The organism is Bradyrhizobium sp. WSM4874, from assembly GCF_055811835.1.
In genome coordinates, this window is sequence record NZ_JBVVPR010000017.1 from 15316 (window position 1) to 35288 (window position 19973).

A 19973-nucleotide genomic window follows, 5' to 3' on the forward strand; every position below is an offset into this window, starting at 1 on the left:
CAGGCCGCCTTGCACGCCCCTCCACATTCGACGCATTCCTGCATCTCCTGGTCACCCTCCGTAAACTACGGCGCTTAAGGGAATTTTCCCGCCTCTTCGCTAGCCTCGGCGACTGAATTACCTTGCGTTAGGTCTATTGCCCGCCGAGACCCCGCCGCCCCATGACGTCGATCCGCGACAACGAGCTTGATGCACGCCGCGATCACGGCCCGAAGGCCCTGGTCGGGCTGAGCCAGCTTGCGCTCGACCACATGGAGCAAGGCGTCTGCGTCTACGACGCCGGCAACCGGATCGTGCTGGTCAATCAGCGCTATCTCAGCTTGTTCAACATGTCGGCCGAGAAAGTGCGGGTCGGCACGAGCTACCGCGACGTGCTCGCCCACAGCGTGGCCCTCGGCAACATCCCCGCGGGGGAAGTCGACACACTCTATGCCGAGCGCATGGCGCGGATCGCCACCGGCCAGCCGTTCCGGACTCAACAGACGCTCGCGAGCGGCCTCGTCATGGCGCTCGAGCTGAAGCCGCTTCCCGGCGGCGGCTGGATGACGATCTGCGACGACGTCAGCCGCCTCGCCCGGGTCGAGGCGGAACTGCGCGTGCAGACCGAGCGCAGCCAGCACGCGCTCGCCAACATGTCGCACGGATTGATCATGTACGGCGCCGACAGCCGCGTCGTCGTCTGCAACGATCGCTTCTTGAACCTCTACAATCTCGACCCTGAAATCGTGAAGCCGGGCGTCTCGCATTGTACGGTGATCGAGCATTGGATGTCGCGCGGCAACCTGCCGGGCATGCCGGGCGAGGAATTCCACGGCACCAGGCTGGAGGACGTGCGCACCAGGAAGGCGAAAACCCTGCTGGTGATGCGCTATGACGGACGGATGGTGCAGGCGATCTCCCGTTTCCTGCCCGACGGCGGCTGGGTGACGGTGCACGAAGACGTTACCGAGCGGCTGCAATACGAGGAGATGCTGAGGCAGCAGAACTTCATGCTCGATGCGGCGCTGGAGAACATGGCGCACGGGCTCGCCTTCTACGACAGCGACATGCGCCTGCGCGTCTGCAACACCACCTACCGGAAGATCTATCGGCTGTCGCCGGAAGAAGCCAAGCCGGGCACGCATCTCGGCGAACTGATCGAACGCTCGATGGCAAACGGCGCGTTCTCGTCCGAGTATAGTCCGCAACAACTCCTGGAAGCCGCCAGCGCAAGGATTGCCAACCGCAACTCCTCGCCGATACGCCGGCGGATGTCGAATGATACCACGATCTCGGTTCGCTATTGCGCCCTGGCCGAGGGTGGTTTTGTGGCCACCTACGAGGACATCACCGAGCGCGAGCACGCAGTCGAGGAGTTGAGCGAGCAGTATCGGCGCTTCGACGCGGCCCTGAACAACATGAGCCAGGGTCTGTGCATGCTCGATTCGAGCTTGCGCGTCATCGTCTGCAATCGGCGCTATATCGAGATGTACGGACTGTCGCCCGAATTGGTGAAGCCGGGCGTGTCGATGCGCGAGATCATGGAGCACAGCTGCGAGCTCGGCATCCATCCAAACACCACCGCCGCGCAGCTTTATGCCGACTATGTCGAGAGGCTGCGCGAGGGTGAGCACACGCTGCACCGCTATTTGGGCGACGGCCGCATCATCAAGCTCAATCACAAGCGAATGGAGCATGGCGGCTGGGTCGTCACCTATGAGGACGTCACCGAGCGTCACAAGGCCCAGGCCCGCGTGGCGCACATGGCGCGGCACGATTCGCTCACCGACCTGCCCAACCGCACACTGTTCCGCGAGAAGATGGGCGAGCGGCTGAACCAGGTCGCGATCGCCGGCGGCGCGATGGCCGTGCTGTGCTTCGACCTCGACAATTTCAAGACCGTCAACGACCGCCTCGGCCACGCGGCCGGCGACCGGCTGTTGCGCTGGGTCGCGGCGCGGCTGAAGGAGAATGTCGGCGAGCACGACACCGTCGCGCGGCTCGGTGGCGACGAATTCGCGGTTCTCCAGCGCGGACCGCAGCCGCAATCGGCGGAAAGGCTCGCACGCCGCCTGGTGGAGATCATCGGTCACCCGCCGCCGCTGGAGAACCAGTCGATCCATGTCGGCGTCTCCGTCGGCATCGCAATCGCGCCCGATCACGGGCTCGATGCCGACGAGCTGATGAAATGCGCCGACCTTGCGCTGTACCAGGCGAAGGCGAAGGGGCGCGGCGCTTATCGGCTGTTCGAGCCCCAAATGGAAGAAGAGGCTCGCAGCCGGCACGCGCTGGAGCGCGATCTGCGCGGCGCACTCGAGGCCCGTGAATTCCACCTGGCGTTCCAGCCGCAGGTGCGGCTCGACACCACCGAACTTACCGGCTTCGAGGCGTTGCTGCGCTGGAAACATCCCACGCGTGGCCTCGTCTCGCCGGCCGAATTCATTCCCATCGCGGAAGAGAACGGGCTGATCGTTCCGATCGGAGAGTGGGTGCTGCGCACGGCCTGCGCGACCGCCGCGACCTGGCCCGATCTCACCATCGCGGTGAATTTGTCGCCGGTGCAGTTCCGCTCGCGCGGGCTGGTGACAATGGTCACGAGCGCGCTTGCGGAGGCCGGCTTGCCACCGCATCGGCTCGAGCTCGAGGTCACGGAGACGGCGCTACTCGACGACAGCGAGGCGACGATCGGGATCCTGCACCAGCTGCGCGCGTTAGGGGTGCGCGTCAGCCTCGACGATTTCGGCGTCGGCTATTCTTCTCTGAGCTATTTGCGCAAGTTTCCGTTCGACCGTATCAAGATCGACCGCTCCTTTGTCGGCACGCTCGGCGAAAGCCCGGAGAGTGTGGCGATCGTCCGCACCATCGCCAGCCTCGGCTCGGTGCTCGGCGTCGAGACCACGGCAGAAGGCGTGGAGACGATCGAACAGCTCGACTTCGTCCGCGAATGCGGCTGCACCGCCGTGCAGGGATATTATTTCGGCAAGCCCTCTCCGGCCGCGGAGGTCGGACGCATGATCGAGACGCTGAGCGCAGTCCGCCGCGTCGCGTAAGGGCTCAGCCGAAGGCAAATTCCGTATCTCGGCACGCCTCCAAACGACCAATTGTCGCACGTGCGCTTTTCGGCGGGATCACCATATCGCGCCCGCGCAATGCGCTTTTCATCTCCCATGATTTCGGGGACAATCCCGTCATAACAATGAGAGACGGCGGCCCGAACGAGGCCACTGCTAGGGAGGAGTTCGATGTCGCGATACGGGCTGAAGACAATCGCCTTTGCCACCATGCATGTCGTGGGCGCGTTGCTCGCGACTGCCGCCGGTGCGCAGGACTATCCCACCAAACCGGTCACGCTGATCGTGCCATGGCCGGCCGGCGGATCGACCGACATCTCGATGCGCGCGATCGCCGACAGCGCCTCCAAGGTCCTGGGGCAACCGATCGTGATCGACAACAAGGCCGGCGGCGGCGGCACGGTTGGACCTGCCACCATGGCCGCGGCCGCGAAGCCGGACGGCTACACCATTTCACAGCTTCCGATCACCGTCTTCCGCCTGCCTCTGATGCAGGAGGTGTCGTGGGATCCGGCGAAGGACTTCACCTATATCGTTCACCTCACCGGCTATACGTTCGGCGTAACCACCAGCGCGGAGTCGCAGTTCAAGTCCTGGAAGGACGTGGTCGAGTTCGCAAAGGCAAATCCGGGCAAGGTGACCTACGCGACGCCGGGTACCGGCACCTCGCTTCATATCGGCATGGAGCAGATCGCCGCGATGTCCGGCATCAAGCTCACACAGGTGCCGTTCAAGGGCGGGGCGGAGACCAACGCCGCGGTACTCGGCCAGCACACCATGCTGCAGGCCGACTCCACCGGTTGGCGGCCCTTGGTCGATGCCGGCAAGCTGAAGCTTCTCATGGTGTGGACCGGCGCGCGATCACCGAACTATCCTGACGTGCCGACGCTGAAGGAACTCGGCTATCCCATGGTCTATGATTCCCCGTTCGGCATCGGAGGGCCCAAGGGCATGGATCCCAAGATCGTCGCCAAGCTGCACGATGCCTTCAAGAAGGCGGTCGAGGACCCCGCGGTTATCGCCACGCTCGCCAAATACGACATGGTGCCGAGCTACAAGAATACGGAAGACTACAAGAAGTTCGTCCTCGAGGTCACGGAGTCAGAGCGCAAGGTGATCGACACGCTCGGGCTTGCGAAGAAGTAGGATTGAGCCACTTCCGTGTCCCGGATCTGCAGCGCGCCGCTTCGCGCTGCGTAGCATCCGGAGCACGGCCGAGAGGGTATCGATGAACGACCAAACCTCCGTCAAACTCCGTCTCAACAACTCCGAACTCTGGGGCGGCTTGATCGGGCTCGCGCTCGGCGGATTCGTAATCTGGCAGGGCGTGAAGCTCAAGCTCGGCACCATCAATGACCCCGGCTCCGGCTACGTGCTGTTCTACACGGGCATCCTGATGTGCGTGTTCGCGGTCAGCATTATCATCTCGGCTATTGCGGAGGGCGGCCCGACGCTGGCCTCGCGCTGGGACAATGTGAGCTGGAGCAAGCCGCTTCTCGTCATCGTCTGCCTCACCGCGTTCTCCTTTGCTCTCGAGCCGCTGGGATTCCTGCTGTCGTCGATCCCGCTCATGCTGCTTTTGTTGCGCTTGATCGATCCCGTGCGCTGGACGCTGGCGATGCCGGTCGCCGTGCTGGTGCCACTCGGCATGTGGTGGGTGCTCAAGCGGCTGCTGCTGATCCAGCTACCCTCGGGCCTATTCGGAATCGGTTGATCGCATGGATACGCTTGTCAACGTCGCGCATGGGTTCGGCGTCGCGCTGCTGCCGATCAACCTGTTCTACTGCTTCATCGGCGTCTTCATCGGTACGCTGGTCGGCGTGCTGCCAGGCATCGGGCCGATCTCGGCGATGTCGCTGTTGCTTCCAGTGACACTGTCAGGAACGCCGGAATCCGGCATCATCATGATGGCGGGGATCTATTACGGCTCGATGTATGGCGGCTCGACAACCTCGATCCTGGTCAACATCCCCGGCGAAGCTGCTTCGGTCGTCACGTGCATCGACGGACACCAGATGGCGAAGCAGGGCCGCGCGGGCCCTGCGCTGGGCATCTCGGCCTTCGGTTCATTCATCGCCGGCACATTTTCGCTCGTTGCGCTGATGCTGGTGGCGCCGCGGCTCGCCAACATCGCCATCGCGTTCGGCCCTGCCGAATATTTCAGCCTGATGGTGCTCGGCCTCATCGTGCTCACCTTCCTCACTCAGGGATCGATGCCGAAAGCCCTTCTGATGGCATGCATCGGCGTCGTACTCGGACTGATCGGGCTCGACAGCATCACGGCACAGCCGCGGCTGACATTCGGCCGCATGGAGCTGATCGACGGCATCGGACTCGTGCCCGTGGTGATGGGCCTGTTCGGCGTCGCCGAGGTGCTGCTCAATACCGAGCAGGCGATCAAGCGCGACATCATCAACGCCAAGATCACGCAGTTGTTGCCCAACAAGGCCGATTGGCAAGCGAGCGCCGGCCCGGTGGCGCGTGGCACGTTGCTCGGTTTCCTGCTCGGCATTCTCCCGGGCGGTGGCGCGGTGGTGGCCTCGTTCGCGTCCTATGCGCTGGAGAAGCGGCTGTCGAAAACGCCGGAGCGCTTCGGCCATGGCGCAATCGAGGGCGTAGCGGGTCCCGAATCCGCCAACAACGCGGCGGCCGGCGGCGCGTTCATTCCGCTGATGACCCTGGGCATTCCCCCGAACGTGGTGATGGCGTTGCTGCTCGGCGCCTTCGTCATCCACGGCCTGCAACCGGGGCCGCTGCTGATCACGCAAAACCCCGGCCTGTTCTGGGGCATCGTCGCCAGCATGTATATCGGCAACGTCATGCTGCTGATCCTCAATTTGCCGCTGATCGGCATGTGGGTGCAGCTGCTCAAGCTGCCCTACAACATCCTGTTTCCATTGATCATCCTGTTCACGATCCTTGGCGTCTACTGCTCGAGCAACAACGTGTTCGACGTCTATGTGATGATCGCATTCGGCATCATCGGTTATTTCATGCGCAAGCTCGGCTTCGAGCCCGCGCCGCTGGTGCTGGCGTTCGTGCTGGGGCCGATGATGGAGAACAATCTGCGCAAGTCGCTGATCCTCTCGCAGGGCGACCTCTGGACTTTCGTGCAGCGGCCGATCTCGGCAGCGTGTCTTACGCTCGCGCTGGTGCTGCTGATGGCGCCGCTATTACCCGCGTTGCGCAAGAAGCGCGAACTCGTGGCGCTGGATGAGGGGGCGTGAGGGCTTGGTAGGGCGTCTCAGCCTGCTGCGGGCAACGCGCTGTCCGGCGGCGGCGCGCCCCACGGCCGCTCGGATGAGGCGAGCCCGATCAGGCGGCCCTGGATGTAGTCGCAACCCCAGTCGCGCAGCATGTTGGCAGCTCCTTCGTCCTGCACCCATTCGGCCACCGTCTTGATGTCGAGGCGGCGGGCGAGGTCGATCAGGGTTTGCACAAAGGCGCGGTCGTCGGCGGAACGAGTGATGTTCTGCACGAAGGCCCCGTCGATCTTCACGATGTCGACGCCGAGCTTGCGCAGATTGCGGAACGAAGTGTAGCCGGCGCCGAAATCGTCGATGGCGATGCGACTGCCGAAGTTCTTCAGCCGGGTGACGAAGCCACGCACGTCGTCGATGTCCTGGATCGCGACGGTTTCGGTGATCTCGACGATCAGCCGCTCGGCGACGCCGGGGTGGGCGCGCATGAGCGATTCGATTCCCGCCCACCAATCCGGGTCCATGGTGGTGTCGGGCGAGATATTGAGGCTGAGGCAGATGCCGGGCGCGGCCGCGAGCTCGGCGACCACGAGCTCGAGCACGCGGTGATCGACCAGGCGGATCAGGCCGAGCCGTTCCGCGACCGGCACGATGTCGGGCGCGAGCAGCACCTGGCCGTCGCCCTGGTCCATCCGCACCAGGCATTCGTGAAAGGCGCATTCGCGCGAAAGGGCGGCAACCACCGGCTCGTAGGCGAGCTTGATACGGCGCTCATTCAGTGCGGTGACAATCTCGTCGGTGACACGGATGTTGACGCGGCGCTGGGCGTCGCGCGCGGCATCCGGGCGCCAGGCTGCGAACGAGCCGACGCGGCGTTGTTTTGCGGTGTCCAGCGTCTCGTGGGCGCGATTGACGGCTTCATCGGTGTTGCGGGCGTAGCGCGGCACGCTGACCGCGCCGATCGAGGCGGTGACCGACACCGGGCCGGATTTGGTCGGCACCACCTCGTCGCGGATGCCGGCGAGGAAGCGCTCGGCAGCGACGTTCATGTCGTCGACGGTGCAGTTCTTCAGGATCAGGCCGAACTTGTTGCCGGAAAAGCGGCCAAGCACGTCGCCGCCGCGCAAGCGCGCGCGAATGCGCGTGGCGACGTCGAGGATCACAGCGTCGGCAACGTCGAAGCCGAAGGCTTCATTGACACGCGCGAGATGATCGATGCCGACCAGCATGAAGGCCGCGGTCGAGCGGAAACGGGTCGTCTCCTCGATGGCTTCGGCCAGCGCGGCGATCAGATGCGAGCGATTGAGCTCGCCGGTCAGCGGATCGAGCCGGGCGAGCTTGGTCAGTTCCTCGTCCCGGGCATGGCGTTCATTGTTGATGCGGACGGAGCCGATCGCACGCACCGGCCGGCCGTCGGGGCCAGCGAACCAGCGGCCGGTCTCCTCGATCCAAACCACGGGATCCGCGGCGCTCATGCGCACGCCGTACTCGACCCGGTAGGGCGTGCCGTCGGCGCCATGCACGGCTGAGGTCTGGGCCAGCGCGGCGCTCCGCAGCGATTGCGCGGGCTCGATCAGCCTGGCGAATTCGGCGCCGGTGGCCAGCCGTTCGGCGGGAATTCCGGGAAAGATGGCGCCGACCTGCTCACCCCAGACAATGGCATCGCTGGCGATGTCCCAGGCGAACACGGCCTGGCCGAGGGCGGCCAGGATGTCGGAGGCTTGCGGCAATGCGGGGGTCAAAATCGCCTCGTTTCGGGACAGCGGGGAGTCCTGAGTCGGCACAGGATAAAGCCAGATTCGCCATTGACCCTAGGCAAAGTTGATAAACAATTTGGAAACCACGTTTCCTCACTCGCAGGAACCAAACCGGCCCGCCCGGCATAGGCCTTGCGAGTACATGACACGCACCGGCGCCAGCGTCTCGAAACGCGACAATTGGCCGGGTCAACGGTGATTGCGATGTTGAGTACTGATCAATTGGACGTGGCGGACAACGGCACAGGCTCGGCTGTGGTGCCGCTGATGCCGGTTTTGCAGTGGGTGCACAAGGCACCACTGCCGCGCCCCGACCCCAGTTTCGTCGCCCAGCTCATTGCCAATGCCGAGCATCTGCCCCAGGCGAGCCGGCTGCGCCGCGTGTCTTCCGAGGATGCGCAGGTCGCCTATGGCAGCAAGCGCCCGCTTCCGAGCGTCACCGCGCGCACGCGGCAGGTGGCTTGAAGTCAATCAGCGCGGCGCGTCGGGAGACGGCTGGGTGCCGTTGCCCGGCTGCAAATGCGGCGAGGGGATTTCCGGCGAGGACGGGCTCTGGACCGGCTTCGGCGCGGGATGATCCATCAGCACGGATTCGGCGACCGACTGCGCGGAAGGTGCGGATGCGGGCGGCGCAACGACCGGCTCGAACTTGGGCTCGACCACCGCGTCATCGACTGGCACTTCAGTCTGACGCCTGGCCTTGCGCGGCGCTGGTGCCGTTTCGGCGACATAAGCGACGCGGCGGCGCGTGCGCTGGGCGATGCCGCCGAGGAAATCCGCCATCGCGAGCAGCACCAGAAGGAAATAGGTGGAGTTGCCGAATTTCGGCCACATCACGAATTCGGCCGCAGCCGCGCCGAACACGATCAGCGACAGCAAATGATCCATCAGGAATTTCGAGCCGGGCCGCGCGCCCTTGACCACCTCGAGCAGCAGCAGCACGACACCTAGCGCCAGCATCACGTCGGAGAGCGTGACCGGCCAGGCCTCGCCCGTGATCATCGGCACCTTGAACAGCACGTCCGTAAAGGACACGCTCGGCATCAGGAAGGCGATGATGTTGTAGACCGCGAGCGGGATCAGGAGCAGCGGGAAACCGACCATCGGCGAAATGCCTTCTCGATCAAGATATCCAGACAGGACAATGCGGCGGCGAAGCATTAGCTCCGCCGCCGTCATTGTCATATCTCATGGGTTGGCCGAAATCAGGCAGGCGAAATCATCCTGCCTGGGGAAAGGTCCTGAATTCAGGACTCTTTCTTCTTCAGGACCTGACGGCCCTTGTACATGCCGGTCTTGAGGTCGAGATGATGCGGACGACGGAGCTCGCCGGAGTCCTTGTCTTCCACATAGGTCGGCTTCTTGATCGCGTCAGCCGAGCGGCGCATGCCGCGGCGCGACGGCGAGGTTTTTCTTCTCGGAACGGCCATTTCAGTATCCTCTAGGGATTGGTGTCATCAGGCATCGTCCGCGAGGGGACGGCTCAGCACCCGCAAACCGAGGCGAGCTGAATGCCGGTCAAGGCCGGGCTTATAGAGGAAGGCCGGTCTTAAATCTAGGGCTCTGGGCCGGAAAATGCGCCCGAAAAGGACCCGAAATCAGCGATTCTCCCGCCAGCAGGTCGAAAGCGAGCTGGCCTGCGCCCTCGCCACATAGGTCCCGGCCAGCCGCCGGACACCCGGTCCCGGCGTCCTGGCGCTGCGTTTGACCGGATTCGGCAGGATCGAGGCCAGCAGCGCCGCCTCTCGGGCGGAGAGGTTCGCCGCCGACTTGCCGAAGGCATAGGCGCTGGCCGCCTCGGCCCCAAACTGGCCCTGCGGTCCCAGTTCGGCGATGTTGAGGTAAATCTCCAGGATTCGTGCCTTGGGCAGGACGAGATCAATCCACAGCGCCAACGGGAATTCCAGCGCCTTGCGGACGAAGTCCCGCCCCTGCCAGAGGAACAGGTTTTTCGCCACTTGCTGGGTGATGGTGGAAGCGCCCCGGAACGGGGTGCCGTCCTCCTTGGCATCGTCGATCGCCTCACGCAACGCGCCCCAGTCGATGCCGTGATGCTTGCAGAAATGAGCGTCCTCGGCCGCCACCACCGAGCGTGGCAGCGAGGGCGACATCGCCGCCAGATCGATCCATTCCCGCTGCATCGGCGCACCCCGAAGCGAGCGCCAGACCATCAGCGTCGAAACGGGATGGCCGGCACGGTAGAACGGCGCGACGACATAGGGCGCGAGAATCGCGACCGCGAGCACCAGGAGAAGGGTTTTGACGACGCGCAAATCAACCTTTCCGGCGCAGAACGAAACGCGGCCACGGACCCGGCATTAAGTCTGTGATAATTCGGGCCTTTTCCAGCACTTTTTAGGCCTTCCAAACGATTGACTGAGGCGGGCGCATAAAGGATTGTCCCGCCGAATTTTGTTCTGGAGCCCTTCTTGATGACCGGCACGTCCCCGTCCGATTTCGCCAAACGTCTGGACAAGACCGCTGATGACACCGAGGCCCTGCTCGGGCGCCTGCTGTCGGACGACATCCTGCCCGATGAGATCGCCCGGCCCAAGCGACTGATGGACGCAATGCGCTATTCGAGCCTCAACGGCGGCAAGCGCCTGCGGCCGTTCCTGGTGGTCGAGAGCGCGGCCGTGTTCGGCGTGCCGCGCGAAGCCGCGCTGCTCGTGGGCGCTGCCCTCGAATGCATCCACTGCTACTCGCTGATCCATGACGATTTGCCGGCGATGGACAATTCGGACCTGCGCCGCGGCCGCCCCACCCTGCACAAGAAGACCGATGACGCGACCGCGATCCTCGCCGGCGACGGCCTGTTGACGCTCGCTTTCGACATCGTCACCCGCGACGAGATTCATCGCGACGCCAATGTGCGGCTGTTGCTGACGCGCGCGCTGGCACGCTGCGCCGGCATTGGCGGCATGGTCGGCGGCCAGATCCTCGATCTCGCCGGCGAAGGCCGCTTTGGCGGCAACGAACCGATCGACGTCGCCCGTATTCAGCAGATGAAGACCGGCGCGCTGCTGCGCTACGGCTGCATCGCCGGCGCGATCCTCGGCCAGGCCTCGCAAAAGGAATATCAGGCGCTCGACGATTACGGCCGCGCGCTCGGCGAAGCCTTCCAGATCGCCGACGACCTGCTCGACGTCGAAGGCGATGCCGCCGCGCTCGGCAAGCCTGCCGGCGCCGATGCAGCGCTCGGCAAGACCACCTTCGTCACCCAGCTCGGAATTGAAGGCGCCAAGCAGCGCGTCCGCGACCTGCTCGCGCGAGCCGACAGCGCCGTGTCGATCTTCGGCGAACGGGCCGCCGTGCTGCAAGCGGCTGCGCGGTTCGTCGCCGAACGCAAGAACTAGCCGGGCGATGACGGGCGGCACCAAAGAGGATCCCGCCCTCACCCGCTTTCGCAAGATGTCGCGGCCGATGCGGCTGATTTATGCGCGGCCGCGGACGTTCATCTCCCTTGGTGTCGGTATCCTCGTCTGCCTGCTTTTGCCGGGCTCACCCCGGCTGACGAAGCGGCTTGTGCTCGGCTGGGATGCGCTGATCGCGGTCTATCTCGTGTTGGTCTATGCGATGATGCTGTGCAACGACCACCAGCACATCCGCCGCGCCGCTGCGATGCAGGACGACGGCCGCTTCGTGATCCTGCTGGTGACGGCGACCGGCGCGTTCGCCAGCATCGCCGCTATTGTGGCCGAACTCGGCGCCCACCGCGGCGCCGCGGAGCTGACCATCGCGATCACCACCATCGCGCTGTCCTGGGCCGCGGTGCACACGACTTTCGCGCTGCATTACGCGCATGATTATTATCGTCACCCAACGCCAGGTGGCCTTGAGTTTCCCAGTCGCGACAAGGAAGACCACGCCGATTATTGGGACTTCGTCTATTTCTCGTTCGTGATCGGCATGACCGCGCAGGTCTCCGACGTCGGCATATCCGACAAGACCATCCGCCGCACCGCCACCGCGCACGGCATCATCTCATTCATCTACAACACGGCCTTGCTGGCGCTGGCGGTCAACATTGCGGCGAGCGCGATCTCGGCTTGAACTCACTCCCGCAATCCTAGTTACAGACCTCGGCATTGGCATCGTTGCCGGGGCCGCCGCCGCCGCGATATTCGAGATGGCAGCCGCGGTTGACCGCACGACAGCCGCTGTTATTGCAGAATAGCTGTCCGCCACTCGAGCGGCGACTGGTACCAGCGGCAGCAGCGATGCCCGCAGCGCCACCAAAGCCGCCCGCCGCTCCGGCAGCCTCACCGCCGGCTTGACGACGCTGCCGTGCGGGACGCTCGTCGCCGTCGTCACGCTTTGCGGTCGAAGACTTGGCGGTCGCCGGCTTAGCGGGCTTGGCAGCACGCTGCTTCTCGCATTCGTTGTCGTCATTGAGCGCAAAACCATCACGGCAGACGATCCTGGTGCACTTGTCGCCGTCGGCCTTGAAGCCGTACTCGCAAACCAGCGGACAGACGCGCGACTGTTTCGACTTGAGCGTATCGAGCGCATCGGTACTCGCCACCTTCACGTCGAGCTTGGTGCCGGCGTAACGGTTGAACTGCGATAACGAGCGCTGCGCGGACGTGGTCCAGTTGCCGTCGGCGGCACCGGAGAAGCAGCCGACGCGGCCGAGCTCGGTCTGCACCGAGCGGCTGAGATCGGCCGGCGCGGTGGCCGGCGTCAGCGACGCGACGTTGGTGCCGGCCGGGCTCGCCGTGCTGGCGGGCGCTGCACTCGGCGCCGCGGCGGCGAGATTGACGCGCTGCTGCTCGGCGGCGGCCGCCTGCTGCTGCGCCTGCTCCTTGGCCTTTTGCGCCGCAAGCTGTACCTGCTCTGCGGCCTTCGCATCGGCGGCTGCCTTGGCCTGCGTATCTTTCTGCGCGCCAAGTGCGGCAAGACGATCGCGCTCGGCCTCGGCCTGTTTGGCCTTCTCGGTGGCCGCCGCATGCGCCTGCTCGGCGCCGATTTTTTCGAGCTGAAGTTTGGCGAGGCTCGCATAGAAGCCGTCGGAATGCTGGGCCAGGAACGCCTCCCATGCCGGCCTGTTGCCGACCTGCAGCGCGAGCTCGTAATCGCGGCGGGTGTCGGCCTGAGGATTCGCCGTGGCCGCGGCAGCTGCAGCGGTCACCTTGACCGGCACCAGCGGCACGTCTTCGCCGCCGAGCGAGCCATAGACGAACGGCTCCTGCTTGTTACCTGTCGACTTGAGCACGTCGTCGCGCACAAAGCCGAAGGCACGGCGGACGTCGAGGCCGGGCGTCGTCAGATGCTTCGACAGCGCCACCGTAAAGGGGCTGTTCGCACCATCGCCATCCTGCGCGGTGAAGCCGGCCTTGGCCGAATAGGCGATCAGCGTGTTGGAGCTGGTCGGCTCGACCTGGGCGAGACCGCGGCCGATGCCGCGCGAGGCAACCGTGCGCTTCATGGTCTTGCCGAACGGATTGTCGCGGCAGGCATCCAGGATCACTAGGCGAAGCTGCTTGGCCGGTTCGACCGCGACCAGGACGCGGTCGAGGGAGAGCGCCTCGTCAAAAACGTCGGTGTCACGCTCCAGCTTGGCGTCGACAGGGATCAAATAGTTCGAGCCTTCGACCTCGATGCCGTGGCCGGCATAGTAGACCACGGCGATATCGGCATCGCGGGTCCCGTCGGCGAATTCGCGCAGCACACGCCGGGTTTCCTGCGCCGTCAGGTCGTGCCGGGAATCGACGATGTCGAACCCGGCCTCCTTCAGCGTTCTGGCCATCACCGAACCGTCATTGACGGGATTCGTAAGCGACGGCGCGTGCTGGTAGGCGGAGTTGGCGATCACCAGCGCGACGCGCTTCCCGGCGAAAGCGGGCCCGGCGCCGAATAGCAGCGCGACCGCAAGGAGAAGGGGGCAAAGTCTGAGCAATTTGCGCATGACACGACTTCCGGGTTCAGGGCATTTCAAGCCCCTTTGAGACGGCTTTATTAGCAGGGTCCGCCGCGGGCGCTTGTGACGGAGGTCACGAAGCTGGCGCCGGCGGCAGGCCGAAAGGCCCCTTTTGTTTGTCGCGCCAGTCCGGGCGCGGTTCGCCGAGAAACAGTCCCACAGCAGGTTCCCTCAGGCATCCCCGATGTGGCTCCGATATTGAGGCAGATGGTCCGTAATCTCGTGCCAGGGCGCCTTCGAGCCCACGAAAATGTGGGCGCTCGGTCGGATCGAGGGGGCATCGACCAGGGTTCCCATGGCGACATGGACCCATTTTCCGTCGCGCACCCGGGAATAAAGCAGCGAGCCACAGCGGGCGCAGTGGGCGTCATGGGTGGTGTCGTCACCGTAGATGGTGCGCTGGTCCTCGCCGCTGAGGATGCGGAGCTTGCTCTGCTCGATGCCGGCGAACGGCTTGAAGGCGGCGCCGGTGGTGCGGCGGCAATTCGAGCAGTGGCAGTGCATCGCATAGGAGAACGCGTCCGCCACCTCGTAGCGCACGACGCGGCAGTAGCATTCGCCGATCAGGAAGGAAGCGTTCGAATTCTCTGATCCGGTCATCACAGTGTCCTTGCGCAAATGGCACGCCCTCCCATAGCGCATTTTGACGTGTACGACTAAGTTCACCCTGAGCCATCATTCAAAGGGATGACCCATGAGCCAGAACCGTTCGAGCGTCGAAGCCGTCGTGCAATCCTATTTCGACGGACTTTACGAGGGCGATGCCGAAAAACTCGGCGCCATATTCCACCCCTCCGCCGATTTGCGCTGGGTCGAGAAGGGTGAACTGCAGGTGCTGACCGTGCCGGACTGGCTCGACCGCGTGCGCAAGCGTCCCTCCGGCAAGGCCGAAGGCAAGCCGCGCGAGGATTTCATCGTCACCATCGACCGTTCCGACGACAAGACCGCCTTCATCAAGGTCCGGTGCCAACTTCCGCCGCGTTTTTTCACCGACTATTTGGTGGCGATGAAGCTCGCCGACGGCTGGCAGATCGTGTCGAAGTCTTATCGGTACGACCTGCGGGAGTGAGGGGGGCCTAATCTTCCGCTGCCCGAAATCGGGCGCACTCGTCCCACATCCTCCGTCATTGCGAGCGAAGCGAAGCTCCAGAGTCTTTCCGCGGAGGCAGACTGGATTGCTTCGCTGCGCTCGCAATGACGATGCGGATGGAGTGCATGCCGCATCTCCGCCCCGCCCCCGTCTCGCTCAAGGTCCCCCATGCTTCTCGACCGCCGTTCGCTGCTCGCCTCGCTGTGCTGGATTGCTGCCTCCCCCGCGCGCGCCGCAGACGCGTTGCCTGAGCTCGAAACCTGTGAGCGCGAGAGTGGCGGCCGGATCGGGGTCTATGCCGAGAACCTCGCGACTGGCGCAAGGCTCGCATGGCGCGCCGACGAACGGTTCGTCATGTGCTCGACATTCAAGGCTTCGCTGGCGGCTTGCGTACTGGCGCGGGTCGATCGTGGCGAGGATCAGCTTGCGGCCATGATTCCGTACGGGGAGGCCGACCTGCTGGAGTACGCACCGGTCGCCAAGCAGAACATTGCCGCCGGCGCAATGTCGATCACCGAGATGTGCAAGGCGATCGTCGAGCTCAGCGACAACACCTGCGCCAATTTGCTGCTGGCGCGGATCGGCGGTCCCGCCGCACTCACCGCGTTCTGGCGGTCGCTCGGCGACACCACCTCGCGGCTCGACCACAACGAGCCCGAGCTCAACCGCTCACCGCCCGGCGATCCCCGCGACACCACCACGCCGGCGGCGATGGCCGGCAATCTGCGCCGGCTGGTGACGGGCGAGGCGCTGTCGACCACCTCTCGCGCGCAGCTCACGGAGTGGCTGGTGGGTTGCAAGACCGGCGCGAACCGGCTGCGTGGCGGGCTGCCCGCAAGCTGGAAGATCGGCGACAAGACCGGCAACAACGGCAAGGACGCCTCCGGCGACATCGCGGTGGCCTGACCCAAGCCCGACACGAAGCCCAATGCGCCGATCCTGATCGCGGCCTACACCCAGGGCGGCACGCCGAGTGCGGCGCAGATCGAAACCGCGTTCGCACGCATCGGCCGCATGGTGGCCGATCGGCTGGCGTAAGCCGCACGCATTGACCTTGCGACCGCTTCCGGGTGAAGACAGATCATCATGGAAGCGAAATTTCAGACCTTTCTCATCCTGCTCGCCGTGCTGGCAGGCACCGCGCTTGTCGCCCGCCGCTTCAACATCGCGCCTGCCATTCTGCTGATGCTCTCCGGCGTCGGCCTCGCCTTCGTGCCGGGCATGCCGCCGGTCGAACTGCCGCCGGAACTGGTGCTGCTGATGGTGCTGCCGCCGCTGATCTACTCGGCGAGCGTCGCGATGAGCTGGCGCGAATTCAAAAAGAATCTTCGCCCGATCGTGCTGCTCGCGGTCGGCGCCGTGATCTTCACCGCGGCGTTGGTCGCAACCGCCACGCATTACTTCATCGGCCTGCCCTGGACCATCGGCTTCCTGCTCGGCGCCATTGTGGCGCCGCCCGACGTGGTGGCGCCACTCGCGATCGCACGCCGGCTGCATTTGCCGCGCAGGCTCATGGTCATCCTCGAAGGCGAAGGGCTCGCGAATGATGCCACCGCGCTGATCCTTTATCGATTCGCGCTCGCCGCAATCATGCTCGGGCATTTCTCGCTGCCTCTGGCAGGCGGCGAGTTCTTGCTCATCGTCGCCGGCGAGATCGCTTTCGGCATCGGGGTCGGCTGGCTCTCCCTGCGATTCCGCAAATGGTCGGGGGATCCGCAGGTCGAGCTGACACTTTCGCTGATCACGCCCTACGTGTCCTATTGGCTGCCGGAGCATCTCGGCGGCTCCGGCGTGATCGCAACCGTCGCCTGCGGCCTCTATGTGAGCTGGAACGGCCCGCTGCTGATCTCGGCATCGACGCGCCTGCAAGGCATCTTCTTCTGGGACCTCGTGATCTACCTGATCGAGGGCCTGCTGTTCCTGCTCACGGGATTCCAGATGCGCGCGCTCTACGAGAAGTCGAAGGCGTTTCCGCTCGACGACATCATGATTGCGACCGCCGTGGTGCTGGCGGTCGTCGTGATCGCGCGCTTCGCCTGGCTTTATCCCGCGACCTATCTGCCACGAATGCTCAGCAAGTCGCTGCGCGCGCGCGATCCGTCACCACCATGGCAATGGCCGTTCGTGCTTGCGTTCACCGGCGTGCGCGGCGCGGTGTCGCTGGCGGCAGCGCTGGCGCTCCCGTTCACGCTGCCCGGCGGCGAGGCCTTTCCGTTTCGCGACCTGATCCTGTTCGTCGCCTTCGGCGTCATCTTCATCACTCTGATCGGCGTCGGCCTCACGCTGCCTCCGGTGGTGCGTTGGCTCGGCGTCGCGGAAGCCGGTCGCAGCGAGCATGCCGCCGAGCACGAGTCCGAGATCGCAGCACGGCGCCAGGCCCTCAATGCCGCCCTGAAGTCGCTCGACGCGCTGACCGAGGAGAAGGACGTATCGGACGAGGTGATGCGGCTCCTGCGCGCCCGCCACGAGATCCGGGTCAACCAGCTTCCCGATTCGCTCGATCCCACCCACCACGACGTCTCCGCCGCTGGCACCGCCTTGACCCGCGACCTGATCGCCGCCGAGCGCAAATTCATCCACGAGCTGCTGCGCGACGGCCAGATCACCGACGAGACGCGCCGGCGGATCGAGCGGGATCTGGATCTGGAGGAGGCGAGTTTGGCGAACCGCGAGTATCGGGGCGGGCCGCTGTAGATTCCCGTCATTGCTGGCGGCGCAAACTACCGCCTCTCGCAAAATTCCTTCATCGCCACCGCCACGGCGCGCGCGATGATCTCCTGACGCTCCGGGGAGTTCATCGCCATCTCTTCGTCGCGGTTGATGATGGAGCCCGCTTCGAGCAGCACTGCGGCGCTGCGGGTTTGCGAGAGCACGACGAGCCCGTCATAGCGGTAGACGCCGACATCCTTATCGAGCAATTGGCGCCGGTAGCGACCCATCACCGGCAGGGCATATTGGCCGGCATAATGCAGGTCCTGATCCTTCAGCTGCCGGCCGATCATCCGGGCCAGCATCAGGCTCGTGGCGTAGTGCGGGTTCCGCTGCGACACGAACAGAGAGTGACCCGAAAAGCGGTCGCTGAAATAGCTGTTCGCCCCGTCGAACTCCCAGGTCTCGATCAGCTTGTCCGGCACCGAATCGTGATGGATCGACAGGAAGAGATCGGCCCGGGCCTCATTCGCAGTACCGACGCGTTTGAGCAGGCTCGACCGCGCCTTGCCGTCCGTGACGAGCAGGCGGGCCGCGGCAAAGCCTTCGGCCTTGAGCCTCGCCGTGATCAGACTTGCGAGCCGGAAGTTGAAGCCGAACTCCGTGTCGTTGCGTGCGCTCAACGCGCCGTAGGAGTCCGGAGTGTGCCCGACATCCACGACGATCCGAAATTTCGGCATCTCACATTTGACCGGCGCGTGCGGCGGCTTGGGTTTCACGAGTTTCCGCGCGATAGCAGCATGACCCGTGCCTGCAGGCGCCAGCGACCATAGCAAGATCGACGCGACCAGCGTCGAGACGAGACTTGCGACGATGCTGCGCGGCTGCCCCAAGCGCTACTCCGCTGCCGCGATTCGCGGCCGACCGACAAAGCCTGTGACGTCGCCGAAACGCTCCAGCATCACCGCGGAAAGGTCCTTGGTCTTGCTGGTGACGCAGGCGCCCGAGCGCACGGCGTAGCGATCCTGATGCGCAGCCTGCGGCGGCGGCTCGTCGTTTTGAAGAGCCCGCGCCAGCTCCATCACGACTTTCCGGAAATGCATGATACCGAGATCGGTCGGACCGAGATGCTCGCGGGTGCGGTCGGCGATCGGGCCCTGGCTGTCCTGCACGGCCGCATCCTGTTCGGAGACGCCCTTGATGCCGGTGTAGCTCCTGATCTTCTGGAGCTTGCGGTCGATCAGGTAATCATTGCCCTTGTGGCGCAGCGGCACGTAATTGTCGCCGACCTCCGCGATCACGCCGTTGCCGCGGTCAAAGGCGTCGCGCTCGGCTTGCGTCAGCGGCCGCTCCGGATTCCAGGCATAAGTGTAGATCCAGCATTTGGTGTCGGTGACGGGCACGAAGGTCTGACCAAAGATGTTCTCGCCCGGCATCGCGCTCGGGGCATAGGCGTGGAACGGCATCAGGAACTGTGCGATGCGCCAGTAAACGTTGTCGCCCCCGGTGAGCCGCCCACCGGCGATGGTGAGGCCCGCCGCGTGTGGCGCGATCTTGATCACAGGGCGCGGATCCTCCGCGATCCAGCGCATGTGATCGCTCGACATCCGCGCGATCGGATTCACGAAATGCTTCTTGATGTCCAGAATCTCGTCCTCCTCCTTGTCGAAGGAGAGATGGGCGAAGGTGAAATGCGCGGTATCGATCGAGCCTTCCAGCGCCTGCACCCAGTTGCAGTCCTGCCATTTCTTGCTGACATAGCGGTGCGAGGCCGGCAGCAGCGCCATTTCGAGATCGGGCAGCTCGGGCATGGCCTCAGCCGGGCCCATATAGGCCCAGATCATCTCGCCCCATTCCCGCGCCGGATAGGATTTGATGCGGATCAGGTCTTTGGCGTCGAGGTCGGGATAGGAGGTCGGCATGTCGACGCACCTTCCGTCGGTGTCGAACTTCCAGCCGTGATAGACGCAGCGGATGCCGCATTCCTCATTGCGCCCGAGCCAGAGGTTGGCGCCGCGATGCGGGCAGTATTGATCGATGAGTCCGACGACGCCGCGCGTATCGCGGAAGGCGAGCAGCTCCTCGCCGAGAACGATGATCTTCTTCGGCTCGCCGTCGGGCTCGGGGAGTTCTTCGGACAGAAGCACGGGAATCCAGAACCGGCGCAACAATTCGCCCATCCCCGTTCCGGGGCCCGACTCGGTCAGGAATTTGTTGTCCTCGGCGCGGAGCATGGCGGATCCTCCCGACGGTCTTTGTTTTCGGCAAGATTGGCGCGGACGCGGGAGGACGTCAACGCGGAACGCG

General features: G+C 64.6%; 17 protein-coding genes and 1 pseudogene. 10 read left to right on the forward strand and 8 right to left on the reverse strand.

The features are described from left to right. Window positions 1–161 precede the first annotated feature (161 nt). The 4 genes from AC0L3P_RS18870 (at window position 162) to AC0L3P_RS18885 (ending at window position 6277) form a co-directional block, all read left to right on the forward strand. Window positions 162–3029 carry a PAS-domain containing protein gene (locus AC0L3P_RS18870; RefSeq protein ID WP_473303868.1) on the forward strand — a complete coding sequence of 956 codons (2868 nt, stop codon included), beginning with the start codon at window positions 162–164 and terminating at the stop codon, window positions 3027–3029. A gap of 192 nt (window positions 3030–3221) precedes the next feature. After that, window positions 3222–4196: a tripartite tricarboxylate transporter substrate binding protein gene (locus tag AC0L3P_RS18875; RefSeq protein ID WP_354063755.1), complete on the forward strand. Its 975-nt coding sequence runs from the start codon at window positions 3222–3224 to the stop codon at window positions 4194–4196. Between the two features lie 82 nt (window positions 4197–4278). Continuing rightward, entirely contained in the window at window positions 4279–4764 is a 486-nt protein-coding gene (locus AC0L3P_RS18880; protein WP_473303870.1) for a tripartite tricarboxylate transporter TctB family protein, read from the forward strand. Between the two features lie 4 nt (window positions 4765–4768). Continuing rightward, window positions 4769–6277, forward strand: a complete 1509-nt coding sequence (locus AC0L3P_RS18885) for a tripartite tricarboxylate transporter permease (protein WP_473303872.1) — start codon at window positions 4769–4771, stop codon at window positions 6275–6277. 17 nt (window positions 6278–6294) lie between these two features. Here the strand turns inward: AC0L3P_RS18885 and AC0L3P_RS18890 are convergent, their stop codons facing one another. Next, on the reverse strand, window positions 6295–7992 hold the full coding sequence (locus AC0L3P_RS18890; RefSeq protein ID WP_473303874.1) for an EAL domain-containing protein: 1698 nt from the start codon (window positions 7990–7992) through the stop codon (window positions 6295–6297). Between the two features lie 219 nt (window positions 7993–8211). On the opposite strand from AC0L3P_RS18890, the gene AC0L3P_RS18895 reads away from it, so the two are divergent. After that, a complete protein-coding gene (locus AC0L3P_RS18895) occupies window positions 8212–8472 on the forward strand; it encodes a hypothetical protein (RefSeq protein ID WP_473303877.1) in 261 nt (86 codons plus the stop codon). A gap of 6 nt (window positions 8473–8478) precedes the next feature. On the opposite strand, the gene AC0L3P_RS18900 is transcribed toward AC0L3P_RS18895, so the two are convergent. From AC0L3P_RS18900 to mtgA, 3 genes are all read right to left on the reverse strand, one after another. Beyond that, window positions 8479–9111 carry a hypothetical protein gene (locus AC0L3P_RS18900; RefSeq protein ID WP_473303881.1) on the reverse strand — a complete coding sequence of 211 codons (633 nt, stop codon included), beginning with the start codon at window positions 9109–9111 and terminating at the stop codon, window positions 8479–8481. Window positions 9112–9254: 143 nt separating this feature from the next. Next, window positions 9255–9437, reverse strand: coding sequence for a 50S ribosomal protein L32 (gene rpmF / locus AC0L3P_RS18905; protein ID WP_007598106.1), 183 nt, complete (start codon window positions 9435–9437; stop codon window positions 9255–9257). A gap of 168 nt (window positions 9438–9605) precedes the next feature. Then, entirely contained in the window at window positions 9606–10280 is a 675-nt protein-coding gene (gene mtgA, locus AC0L3P_RS18910) for a monofunctional biosynthetic peptidoglycan transglycosylase (RefSeq protein WP_473303885.1), read from the reverse strand. 159 nt (window positions 10281–10439) lie between these two features. Between mtgA and AC0L3P_RS18915 the strand changes: the two genes are divergently transcribed. Both AC0L3P_RS18915 and AC0L3P_RS18920 read left to right on the forward strand, forming a co-directional pair. Continuing rightward, on the forward strand, window positions 10440–11363 hold the full coding sequence (locus AC0L3P_RS18915; protein ID WP_473303889.1) for a polyprenyl synthetase family protein: 924 nt from the start codon (window positions 10440–10442) through the stop codon (window positions 11361–11363). Window positions 11364–11370: 7 nt separating this feature from the next. Continuing rightward, the gene (locus AC0L3P_RS18920; protein WP_473303892.1) at window positions 11371–12060 is read left to right on the forward strand and encodes a DUF1345 domain-containing protein; all 690 of its coding nucleotides are present in this window, start codon (window positions 11371–11373) and stop codon (window positions 12058–12060) included. Between the two features lie 16 nt (window positions 12061–12076). Here the strand turns inward: AC0L3P_RS18920 and AC0L3P_RS18925 are convergent, their stop codons facing one another. Together AC0L3P_RS18925 and AC0L3P_RS18930 are read right to left on the reverse strand one after the other, a co-directional pair. Continuing rightward, window positions 12077–13915, reverse strand: a complete 1839-nt coding sequence (locus tag AC0L3P_RS18925; protein WP_473303894.1) for a caspase family protein — start codon at window positions 13913–13915, stop codon at window positions 12077–12079. Window positions 13916–14098: 183 nt separating this feature from the next. After that, window positions 14099–14527, reverse strand: a complete 429-nt coding sequence (locus AC0L3P_RS18930) for a GFA family protein (protein WP_473303896.1) — start codon at window positions 14525–14527, stop codon at window positions 14099–14101. Between the two features lie 94 nt (window positions 14528–14621). On the opposite strand from AC0L3P_RS18930, the gene AC0L3P_RS18935 reads away from it, so the two are divergent. From AC0L3P_RS18935 to AC0L3P_RS18945, 3 genes and pseudogenes are all read left to right on the forward strand, one after another. Then, the gene (locus tag AC0L3P_RS18935; protein WP_007598116.1) at window positions 14622–14996 is read left to right on the forward strand and encodes a nuclear transport factor 2 family protein; all 375 of its coding nucleotides are present in this window, start codon (window positions 14622–14624) and stop codon (window positions 14994–14996) included. Between the two features lie 189 nt (window positions 14997–15185). Beyond that, window positions 15186–16055: pseudogene (gene bla, locus AC0L3P_RS18940) on the forward strand (class A beta-lactamase). Between the two features lie 48 nt (window positions 16056–16103). Beyond that, window positions 16104–17711 (forward strand): Na+/H+ antiporter, encoded by a 1608-nt coding sequence (locus AC0L3P_RS18945; RefSeq protein ID WP_473303898.1) that lies wholly within the window; start codon window positions 16104–16106, stop codon window positions 17709–17711. A gap of 26 nt (window positions 17712–17737) precedes the next feature. On the opposite strand, the gene AC0L3P_RS18950 is transcribed toward AC0L3P_RS18945, so the two are convergent. Continuing rightward, entirely contained in the window at window positions 17738–18559 is an 822-nt protein-coding gene (locus AC0L3P_RS18950; RefSeq protein ID WP_473303900.1) for an N-acetylmuramoyl-L-alanine amidase, read from the reverse strand. 3 nt (window positions 18560–18562) lie between these two features. Continuing rightward, window positions 18563–19900: a Rieske 2Fe-2S domain-containing protein gene (locus tag AC0L3P_RS18955; protein ID WP_473303902.1), complete on the reverse strand. Its 1338-nt coding sequence runs from the start codon at window positions 19898–19900 to the stop codon at window positions 18563–18565. Window positions 19901–19973 lie beyond the last annotated feature (73 nt).